Below are 12302 nucleotides of genomic sequence, written 5' to 3'. Positions count from 1 at the left end.
TAAGCTTTCGTGAAGAGGTCTAGCTTGTTATTCAAAACCACTTAATTTTTTTACCTTTAGCGGAATTAAAAACAAACGAAAAAAGCAAATTTTATATTATGGGAAAAGGATTTTTTCACGTTCCCGTAGCCGTTAACGAACCAGTTAAAAGTTACGCACCGGGAACCCCAGAAAGAGAAGAAGTTTTACTTACTTACAAAGATCTTTGGAATGCCAATACTGAAGTTCCTCTTTATATTGGATCTGAACAAATAAAGACCGGAGACACAAAAACTATCAACCCTCCACACGATCATAAACATGTAGCCGGAACCTACCATCTTGCAAAGAAAAAGCATGTAGAAAAAGCCATTGAAGAAGCTTTGGAAGCCAGAAAAAAATGGGCAAAGCTAGAATGGGAACAACGTGCTGCTATTTTTCTAAAAGCTGCCGATTTAATCTCAGGACCTTACAGACAAAAGATGAACGCCGCGACCATGATTGGTCAGTCAAAGAACATTTATCAGGCTGAGATCGATTCTGCTGCAGAAATCTGTGACTTTTTGCGATTCAATGTAGAGTTCATGAGTGAACTATACAATGAACAGCCAATTTCTTCAGACGGCAACTGGAATCGTGTAGAATACAGGCCGCTTGAAGGCTTCGTATATGCCATTACACCTTTCAACTTTACAGCTATTGCCGGAAACCTGCCATCAAGTGCAGCCCTTATGGGAAATGTAACAGTATGGAAACCTAGTGACAGCCAGATGCTATCAGCTCAGGTTCTTATGGAAGTTTTCAAAGAAGCTGGCGTTCCTGACGGAGTTATCAATATGGTAAACGGAGATCCTGAAATGGTAACCGATACGGTTCTGGCAAGCCCTGATTTTGCCGGAATTCATTTTACAGGAAGTACAGATGTATTCAAAGGTATCTGGGAGAAGATTGGAAAGAACATTAGAAAATATAAATCCTACCCTAGAATTGTAGGAGAGACAGGTGGTAAGGACTTCATCCTTGCGCATCCAACTGCTAACCCTAAACAGGTTGCTACAGCTATTTCACGTGGTGCATTCGAATACCAGGGACAAAAGTGTAGTGCCGCATCAAGGGTTTATCTTCCAAAAAGTCTTTGGCCACAGATCAAGGATTTCGTCGTAGAGGATGTTAAGTCCTTCAAAATGGGATCGCCAGAAGATATGGGTAATTTCATCAATGCAGTTATCCACGAAGGTGCTTTCGACAAACTTGCCAGCTATATTGACAAGGCCAAAAAAGATAAAAATGCTGAGATCGTAGTTGGAGGAAATTATGATAAATCCAAGGGTTACTTTATAGAGCCAACAGTTATTCTAACTACAGATCCTCATTATACTACCATGGAAACCGAACTTTTTGGACCGGTAGTTACTATCTATGTTTATGACGATAAGAACTTTAATGAGAAGAAGTGGGCAGATATTTGCGAAACTGTAGATAACACAAGCATTTATGCATTAACGGGTGCGATTTTATCTGGCGACCGTTATGCTGCTGCGCAGGCAACCGATCTGCTACAAAATGCTGCAGGTAATTTCTATATCAACGATAAACCAACAGGTGCAGTTGTAGGTCAGCAGCCCTTTGGAGGAGCAAGGTCCAGTGGTACAAATGATAAAGCCGGATCTAAAATGAACCTAATGAGATGGATTTCGGTAAGATTGATCAAGGAAACATTTGTTCCTGCAACAGACTATCGTTATCCTTTTTTGGGTGAATAAAATGTAGGAATCCTACTTAATTAACAAAAAAACCGCCGGATATCCGGCGGTTTTTTTGTTATACACTAATAATCAGCCTCATAAATTAGTTTATAGAATTTTCCTACAATTTCACCGAGTAATCCTGTTTTTCAGCGAAAATTTAGCGTTTATTCGGTTTTTTCATTTAAATTTATCTGCTAATTCATTACTCCCCAACAGTTTATATGTCTTAGCCAAAATTATTGCCCCAACAATTTTTTTAGCCCCCACCATTCTACCCCTACATGACTATTGTATTATTTAAACCTGGCAACTATGGGGAAAAAATTACTTTTTTTAGTAGTCTACATAATCTTCACCACGACTGGCTTTAATGCATTTAAAGCTAATGCTCAGTGCGCTACAGGACCAAATACTTCTGCTACGGCTTCTATTAGCCTCCAGGGATCAAGTAATATATGTTCAGACGAAACTATCTCTTTCACTTCCACTGTAGATCTCGATGGAGGAACCAGTGAGAAATATAAATGGCAGGTACAGGTGGGCTCAGGATCCTGGACCGATCTACCAGGAGCAAATTCAGCAATTTTAAACAATTATTCAAACGTTCAGAACAATTCCAGATTCCGACTTAGTATTATTTTCTGTCAGGGTGGAAATGAAGAAATATATTACAGTAATACATCTCAAACCATAACCGTAAACCAGGTGGTAACTGCTACCGCCTCAATATCTTCTAACAAAACAGAGATTTGCCCAAATGAAACAATAAATTTTACCGCCTCTCTCTCAAACCAGGGAAGCAACCCTGGATATAGCTGGACAGTTAATGGTACAGAACGAGGTACCTCATCAAGCTTTTCATGGGATCAGTTCAATGATGGAGACAGCATCCAGCTATTAATGACATCTAACAAAGCCTGTGCTATAGATGGAGATGCCGATGCAAATAATACCGTTGAAAGTAATATTATCAATATTTCAGTAAAAGACGCTATCCCAGTTCAGCCTGGAGCTATAACCGGACCTTCCGAAATATGTCCGAACACATCCGGATCAACTTTCTCCATAGCTCCTGTAGACAGAGCGACCTCTTATATCTGGACTCTTCCTTCAGGATGGACCGGATCAAGTACTTCTACCAGTATTGATGTTAACACTGGAGCAGTAGGAAATAATAAAATAATTAAGGTTAGAGCTGTCAACGATTGTGGGGAGAGTTCAGACGCCAGCTTAAGTGTAAATGTCGGGCCAGGCAAACCTACAATTCCTAGTGCAATTTCAGATCCCGGTCTCATTTGCGAAGGGGATGAAATCACTTTATCGGTAACCAACGATCCAAATGTAAATTCCTATACCTGGACGGTTCCTTCCGGATGGACCATCACTAATGGGCAGGGTAGCAACCAGATTACCGTGACCGCTGGCAACTATGGACAAAATGGAACAGTAAGCGTTTACTCAACAAACGACTGTCTTGATAGCGATGAATCCTCAACCAGCCTTTCAATTAATGAACCTACACCAGGCCAGCCTGCAAGCATATCTGGCGATGCCCTGGTTTGTCCCGGGGTAGATGCTGTTTATAGTATCGCTGATGTACAGTATGCAGACAGTTATGAATGGATACTGGATGGAAATACAGCAGACGGAATAACAGGCACAAGTTTTATCTTTAATTCTACTACGGTTGGAGATCAAATCCTGGAAGTGATTGCCAAAAATGAATGCGGATCAAGTACCGCTTCGTCTAAAACTATTAGCGTTGATAATGGTACTCCGGATGCAACGGCTATCACCGAAACTAATGGCTCAGCAAATTTTTGTCCCGGAGAAACGGGAATAATATTTAGCGTCCCAACAGATACTAAAATTGATACATACAGCTGGCAGGTTCCTTCAGGCTGGGGTATTACAGCCGGAAGCGGAACCAACCAGATTACCGTAACCGCCGGGCAAATAGGAAATGACGGACAGGTGCAGTTCACAGGATCAAGTAATGACTGTGGTAGTGTAACGGCCACATATGATGTCTTTGTGAAAGATCCTGCTCCAATTACAGGAAGTGAAACCATTACAGGGGAAACCAGCGTATGTCATAATGCAACTGGTCTTATATATTCAATTCCAAGCATCCAGTATGCTACTTCCTATACCTGGACAGTCCCTTCAGGCTGGAATATTGATACAGGACAGGGAAGCAACTCAATTACGGTATCAGCAGGAACAACCAATGGTAACATTAGTGTATATGCTGAAAATGACTGTGGACAAAGTTCCACTATTGTCCTTGCAATAGAAAGTATTGATGATGTTCCACCTCAACCGGGAAATATAAGTTCCAGCTTATGGGATGGAACCAGTAACACCCCTATTTGTCCCCCGGCAGAAGGAATAACCTTTAATATAGACCCCGTTACAGGAGCTGACACTTATAACTGGATACTCCCAACAGGTTGGGAAATAACAAGCGGAGAAGGCACCGAGGCTATTACAGTTACAGTAACTGCCAGTGCAGATTATGCTACTAACGAATCTATATATGTTGAGGCTGTAAATATTTGTGGAAATAGCACAGCTCAAAGCTATGATAATATTACCCTATCTGATTATGTAGTGACCAATGCAGGAGAAGATAAGACTGTTTGTAAACAGATAAGCCCAATTACCATTAGCGGTAATGTTGACTTTAACGGAAGTAAACTAAAAATATTCCCTTCCACTTCCGGTTCAGGTACATTCAGTAGTGTTCCGAATGGAAAGGTAGGTAACTTCAGCATCACATACACTCCCAGCCAGGCTGATATTAACAATTTATCCCAGGTAGTAATTACTATCAACACAGAAGCCCCCGTAGGAGCTTGTGACCCGGGAGAAGATGAAATGATTATTAATTTCAGACCCGATCCCACTGCTTCAATTTCGGCGACAACTGAGGTTTGTGACGGACAGACTGCTGAAGTTACATTTACGGCTACACCTAACACCACAGTTACCTATAAGATTGGGTCCGGGAGTAACCAGACTATCCAGATAGGAGATTCAGGTAGCCAAACAATAACCACTGCGAATCTTAGTTCGGATACCACATATTCCTTGGTAAGTGTGCAATATACTGCAGCACCCAATTGTTCAAAAACTATATCGGGATCATCAACTATTATTGTTAATCCAGTTCCATCAGTGGATATAAGCTATGCCGAGCAGTGTAATTCCGAAACCGGACCTGCAACAGTCACTTATTCTAATGGTATTGGAAGCTGGGAGACAGGAACCTTCTCAGCAACCGGTGACCTTGGAACCAAAATAAGCACAGATGGTTCTTTCATTCCTCAGAACGTAAGTCCGGGAACTTATACTGTCACTTACACTATTACAGGAAGTGGTGGCTGTTCAGATGTTCCTGTAACCACAGATGTTACAATTTATGAGCAGGTAAATATCACCACCCAGCCACAAGCCATTCGTGTCTGTGAGGGCTCTGATGCCCAATTCGAAGTTAGCGCTACAGGAGATGGTTTAAGTTACCAATGGTATAAAGAAACTGCCAGCCAGGGAAACGAAGTTGCCGGCGAAACTAATTCGATCTTAAACCTCAGTGGAGTCAACACGTCTGATGCCGGAAATTATATTGTTGTAGTAAGCGGGATTTCTCCCTGCTCATCAGTAAGTTCAACCTCCGTTGCTTTGACGGTTGACCAGGACATTGTAATAGATACTCAGCCAGCATCAATAACTTTATGCGAAAACGGATCAACCTCCATAGACGTGGTAGCTACAGTAGGTGGATCTCCCATTGACAATACCTATTCCTATCAATGGTTCAAAGGAACTACCGGTTCTGGCAGCGCTATTTCCGGAGCAAATTCGAGCAGTCTCCCACTTAATAATGTAACTCCAGGGGATTCCGGAGACTATTACGTGGAAATCAGCGGGCCTGCTGATTATGAATGTGCTACTACTATCTCAGAAGCTGCCAGTGTAGTTGTTAGAGAAACTCCTACAGTTGAAATTAGCGGTGATGCCCAGATCTGTGAAGGTAGCAGTGCCGAGATCTACTTCTCCAATGGTACGGCCAATGCGGTTGTTACCTATATTCTTAATAACAACAATACTAATCCACAGACCATTTCACTGGATTCAAATGGAGCAGCCACTTTAGATACCGGCATTTTATATGCTACAAATAATTCAGATACAGATTTCACCTATGAACTTATATCGGTGGCTTATCCTGATGACCCAACATGTTCGAAAAGTTTTGCAGCACCATTGCCATCAGCAATAATTACAGTAGCAGCAAATCCAGACGTGAGTTTATCATTTACTGATAATCAAACAGAATTCTGTACAGCCGATAACAAGTCTTACACACCTCAGCTTACTGGAACCGGTGTATATACTGGAGGTATATTTACTTCTAATGGTATAAATATAGATGCTACAACCGGGGAATTTACTCCCCGCAATGAAACCGCCGGAGAGTATACTATTTCTTATACCATTCCCGCCTATGGAGGATGTGAAGAGGAAGTAACCACACTGGGTATTTCTATTTATGAGGAAGTCCTAATCACCTCACAACCTTCTAACCTGGGTATTTGTTCTACTAATGATGCAGAGTTTTCGGTTTCCGCAACCGGCGACGGCTTAACTTACCAATGGTACAAAGATGGAGGTCCAATAACAGGAGCTACCTCGGCTACACTAACTCTGCCTGTAGCCACTTCAGAGGATGCAGGTGACTATTATGTAATGGTAGGAGGAACAAATGCATGTACTCCAACTGAAAGTACTCAGGTTCAGTCTGAGACGGTAACTTTAAATGTAGATGAGGATATCAAAATTATAGAACCCGCAGAAGACGTAAGAGTATGTGATAATACCAATGCAAGTGTGGATTTTAAATTTGTGGCACACGCCTATGGAGACCCTCTCACCTTTGAATGGATATATGCAGATGGCACTCCGGTAGATCCGGCTAACCAAAGCAATATGCAACCCAGCCTTATCGAAAGAGACCCCACTTCAGAAGAACTTGCAAACGACCCAGGTTTACAAGGCAAAAAGGTTTATGAGGGAATTCTAACCATAAATAATATTACCTCTGCCGATCAGGCATCCTATGCGGTTAGAATAGATGGAAGTGCAAATAACTTTACCTGTCCGGAAGCTATATCCAATTCATTCAATCTGGACGTTGATCCATTACCAAATGCTCCAATTGTCTCCACCCCAATAGAATATTGTATTGGAGATACTGCAGAAGCTTTAACCGCCACGGCAGAAGAAGGAGCCATTTTAACCTGGTATGATAGCCTGGGTAATGAATTAAGCGAAACTCCTACACCTGCCACGGATGTTGTGGGGAGCACTTCTTATTTCGTAACTCAAAAAGACGCTTATTGTGAAAGTCAGCAGGCTCAAATCGTCGTTACAGTTCACGATCTTCCTGTTACTCCTCCACTTACTTCAGAAGAACTGAATGTAGAGTATTGCCTGGGAGCAACTGCCTCTGCCCTAAGCGCAACCGCAAGTTCCGACCATACAATTGTATGGTACGATTCTGAAACCAGTTCCACACCCTTAGATTCTGCTCCCACGCCTCAAACCACTGCGGCAGGAACTATAAATTACTGGGTAAGTCAAACAAACAACATCACCACATGCGAAAGTGATAGAGTACAAATTATTGTTAGCATTAATGATCTTCCGAATATAAGTATCACTAATTCCGGAAACGATACTATTTGCGAAGGGGATGAAATAACATTGACGGCTTCAGATGCGAATGATAGCGATTCCTCCACTACTTACAGCTGGGACTGGACCGGTAATACGGGATCTGCTTTAACCGGGCCAGCACAAAACTTCAGCCCTACAGAAACCACTACTTATACTGTAACAGCTACCAGTGGCAAGGGATGTGTAAACACGGAAGAAATTACCATAAATGTAGATCCTCAACCCATTGCAGGTACTTTAGACGGACCAGAAAGCGTATGCTTTAGCAATCCTACAGGTGATTTAAATTTAACAGGATATTCAGGCACAATAACCAGGTGGGAATATAAACCCGAATCTTCAACTACGTGGACTGCGATAAATGAAGATACGCCTGATGCAAATCATCAATTTAGCGGATTAACTGAGCCTACCTCTTATCGGGTTGTAGTTACCAATGGTGTTTGTGATGAAGTTTTTTCAAACGAATGGAGTATAAACCTAGATCCCGTACCGGTTGGAGGCGAATTAGCTTTTGATGGTTTTGGAAGAACGGTAGAAACCTGTTCGAACCCTGGACCGGATTATAATATTCCGTTAAGCCTTACGGGTCAGGTAGGTGAAATAGTAGGCTGGAGATATAAAGAAGGTTCTGCCACTGATTGGTCTACGGTCACAGCCGGAGGCTCAACCTTTACCGGTACTACTTTAAGCCCCGATATAATAAGAAGCCTTGGTATTAATCAATCTACCATCTTCGAAGTAGAAATATCAAGCGGTGCCTGTACCCCTAATGCCATTTCCCAAAGCGCCACTTTAGGTATTGTATCCTCAGACATCGCTCCTAATCCTGTAACAGTGACTCCAGGGGTGGTATGTATAGGGGATGAAGTTACTCTTAGCGGAAGTACAGGTTATGGAACCGGTGAAGGAATGGAAGCAGGAGCTTTTGATTACTCCTCAATTACCAACAAAGGCTGGAGGATTAAAGATAAAAATGGGGTAGAATCTAATTTTGATTCAAGTGCCGATAACGGGGTAGCCGCAATATGGCTTAGAACGAATCCTTTACCATTGACTACTGCTAATCTTAATACCGGATCTTTATACACCCAAAACTGGGATTCCAGTGCCGGAGATGAAGGAAACAAAGGTTTTGCGATAGTTTCAGGTCCGAATCCATCCACTCTCGAAACTTCTGTTTTCAATTTATTTGCTGTAGACAGTCCTGTTCTCACTTTTGATACAGCATATAACCTCACTCCAGGAGCCGCCATCTATGTAGAGATATCTACAGATGGAGGTGAAACTTATAATGAAGAAAATATATTATTTGAATTAGAAGCTACAGATGCGCAGGATGGATCAAGCGGAAACTATGAAAGTTTTGGTGATGGTACAGTTAGCTCCAGGCCTAAAAATAAGATAGTTCTAGATTTAACTGCATATGAAAGCCTTGACAATTTGAGAATTAGATTCAGATACGAGGGAATCAACCCCGGGGATGTATGGGCAGTTGACGCAATTAGTCTTCCTGTTGAACCCACCAATGTAGATTTAACCTGGACAGACTATACTGACCCTGAAAATCCTGTTGTAATTGGAACAAATGATACTGAGCAATGGACTCCAACTCTGATAGGGTGGAATGATTTCGAAATACGTACTAGACTTACCTTTGACAGTACAGGCCAGCAATGCCCTGTAGTTGAAAACTGGAAAACCATCAGCGTCTACGCATTTGACAGTTATACCACAACCGCTACTGCAGTTGTAGGAAGTTGTGGTTATAGTGAAATCCAGTTAACGGGTACCCTTACCGGAGGAGTTCAGGGTGAGATTACAGAATTCCCGGCCGATGACTCATCGACACTTGCGTGGGCAGTAATAGAGTCGCCCGATGGTTATACATTCGACCCTAGTCATTTTTCACCCTCTATTAACGATGCCAACGTCGTATTCGACCCGCCGGTGGCGGGAGATTATACCTTAAGATGGGAAATCACACCTGATGAAGACAATCCATGTACAATCACATATGAAGATGTTTCGTTCTATTCAGATAACTGTACTACCCTTGATTTTGACGGGGTGGATGACCATGTAGTAATTAGTGACAGTTATTCAACAGCACAAACGATAGAGGCCTGGGTAAGACCTGAATCAGAAAATGGACCCGGATCTGGAAAAGTGGCTACTATTTTCTCAACAGAGAATTATGAATTATTCCTTAACGCAAACTATAGACCTGTATTAAAATATTATGGTAAGACCCTTACTTCTAATAAAGGAATTAGCCCTGATGGAAGATGGTACCACCTGGCAGTTGTTTTTAACAGCAATGGCGCAACTATTTATATAGACGGAATTGAAATTACAGACAAAACTGCCGGTACAGGAAGTGCTACTGGAACAGGAAACAACTTTATAATAGGTGGCAGGTATAACGGAGATACCACAGAGCCTGACAATTACTTTTCAGGCTGGATTGAAGAACTAAGGATATGGGATACTCAATTGACAGAGGACCAGATCAGGTTTATGATGAATCAGCACTTGCAGAATGCAGGAAATATGGGAGTTGAAATTCCAATACCTGTTCCCGGAGGTTTAACTTATAATAACTTACTGGGTTACTACAGGCTCATATCTTCCCAACCCGATCCACTTGGGGCAGCAAGTCCAATTACATATGATCCCGCATTGATGCCACAAAATGGTGAAACTCCCGACTTGGCTATTAACTCCATTTCAGGAATACTGAGAAATATGACGACTCATCAAAAGAATACCGCTCCTTTACCATATTTATCAGCTGTAGATGGCCAGTGGACAAATGTAACTACATGGTTACGTCCAACTGTTTGGGATATTCCAAATGCGAATGGCGTTACAGGTGATCCTATTGACTGGAATATTGTGAGAACCTTTCATAACATAACTTCTCAGGCCAAGGATATAACTGTTTTAGGTCTCAAATCTGAAACAGTAGACAAAGAATTAACCATTGCAAATCCGGCAGGACCTCAAGATGAAACAAATTCCGGGCAATTCATAAGGGTTACTCATTACTTACTTCTGGATGGAAATATGGATCTTGTGGGAGAGTCTCAATTACTGCAGGATCAGGAAAGTATTCTGGAGCCTGCAAGCGCAGGCTGGCTGGAAAGGGACCAACAGGGAACCCAAAGCAGTTATAATTATAATTATTGGTGTAGCCCGGTAAGCCCACAGGGAGTTGGTGGTGTTAATGAAGATTATACGATTGGAGGTATACTATTGGATGGAACAGATTCTTCAAATCCGGTGACCCCCAACTGGCAGGGAACATATCATGCTGCAGATCATGGACCAAGGACAAGTCCCATTATTTTAAGTACGTATTGGATGTGGCGCTTTAGAGGAACCGCTGATGTCTATGGCGAATGGAGACATGTTGACAATACCGGAAGTATACAAACCGGAGAGGGATATACAATGAAGGGTACTTCAGGTACCGCTGGGGTCACTGACACCCAGAACTATGTTTTTAAAGGCAAACCTCATAATGGCAGTTTTACCCGGCAAATAGATCCTAACATGAATTATTTACTGGGAAATCCTTATCCATCCGCAATGGATGCCGACAGTTTCATATTAGACAATTTAGCAGCTCCAACCGGAAATAATACTCAAAATATATTTAACGGAGTATTATATTTCTGGGATCACTTTGCAGGGCAGACCCACTACTTGGAAGAATATATTGGAGGTTATGCTGCATATTCCCTGGCCGGGGGCGTTCCTGGTGTAGCACTTGATCCTCGTATTAACGACAACAATAGCTCTGGCACAAAAATACCTAGTCGCTATATTCCTGTGGCGCAGGGATTCTTCCTCTTAACCAATGGAGACACAAATTCTGAAGTCGATAATTATGCTGCTCAATCAGGGCCTGTTGTATTTCAGAATAGTCAACGTATTGGGGTAAGAGAAGGTGTGTCAGTTAATGGTGAGGATCCGTCCACTTTTATGATTGCCGATAACAATTTTAAAAGTGCAACACAATCCACTAAAGAAAGAACGCAATTTACAACCACAGATTCCCGCGCCAAGATCCGGCTGAAATTTAAATCTCCTAAATCTATTCACAGGCAAATCCTGGTAACTAAAGATGATAAAACTACGAATGGTTATGATATAGGTTATGATGCTCCCCTGGCAGATAATAATATAGAAGATATGTACTGGATTATTAATGAGCGGGAATATGTTATCCAGGCAGTCCCCGATTTTGAAGAAGATCAGGTATTACCTCTGGGAGTTAAGATTGATGAGGAAGGAGAATTTACAATTCAGCTGGACAGTACTGAAAACTGGACGGCAGGTAAGCCAATCTATTTAAAAGATAAAAAACTTGATACAATTCATGATTTAATCACAAGTCCCTATATCAGCACTGCAGAGCCAGGAAAGAACAATGACAGGTTTGAGATAGTCTTCTTCAATGAGAAAGAGGAGGCCTCTAATCCAGATCCTATAACTGAAATCCCAACTGATCTTCCATTGGTAGATGGTCTGGTTGGAGTTAGTTACAGTCATTTTAGCAGACAAATTAAGATCAGTAACGAGGATCTACTGGAGGTATCGGGAGTGATGATTTTTGACATGAATGGAAGGCTCATCCAGGAATTTGACGGGCTTCCAACCGAAAAAGAAATTTTATTGGGAATGAGACCTGTTAGGTCTGGAATCTATATCGTAAAAGTATTTTGCGAAAATGCATATTGCGATAAAAAGATCATTGTAAAATAAAATATTGAGGTAATTTCCTACAATCAGAATTACTTTACTGGTTTATAGCGGTTTAATTTA

General features: G+C 41.7%; 2 protein-coding genes. Both read left to right on the top strand.

Going from position 1 to position 12302, the window contains the following annotated elements; translation table 11 throughout:
* Positions 1-98 precede the first annotated feature (98 nt).
* A complete protein-coding gene (gene pruA / locus NE848_RS06625; protein ID WP_252111693.1) occupies positions 99-1742 on the top strand; it encodes an L-glutamate gamma-semialdehyde dehydrogenase in 1644 nt (547 codons plus the stop codon).
* Positions 1743-2039: 297 nt separating this feature from the next.
* Entirely contained in the window at positions 2040-12242 is a 10203-nt protein-coding gene (locus tag NE848_RS06620) for an Ig-like domain-containing protein (protein ID WP_252111691.1), read from the top strand.
* The last annotated feature ends 60 nt before the right edge of the window (positions 12243-12302 follow it).

It is taken from the genome of Gramella jeungdoensis (assembly GCF_023805255.1).
Taxonomy (GTDB): Bacteria; Bacteroidota; Bacteroidia; order Flavobacteriales; family Flavobacteriaceae; genus Christiangramia; species Christiangramia jeungdoensis.
The sequence above is the reverse complement of the archived record's forward strand: the minus strand, read 5'-3'. Positions and strand labels throughout refer to the sequence as shown.

Excerpts from the sequence above, each read along its gene's own strand:
- NE848_RS06620 (WP_252111691.1), top strand. The coding sequence starts at position 2,040 with ATGGGGAAAAAATTACTTTTTTTAGTAGTCTACATAATCTTCACCACG.
- pruA (WP_252111693.1), top strand. The coding sequence starts at position 99 with ATGGGAAAAGGATTTTTTCACGTTCCCGTAGCCGTTAACGAACCAGTT.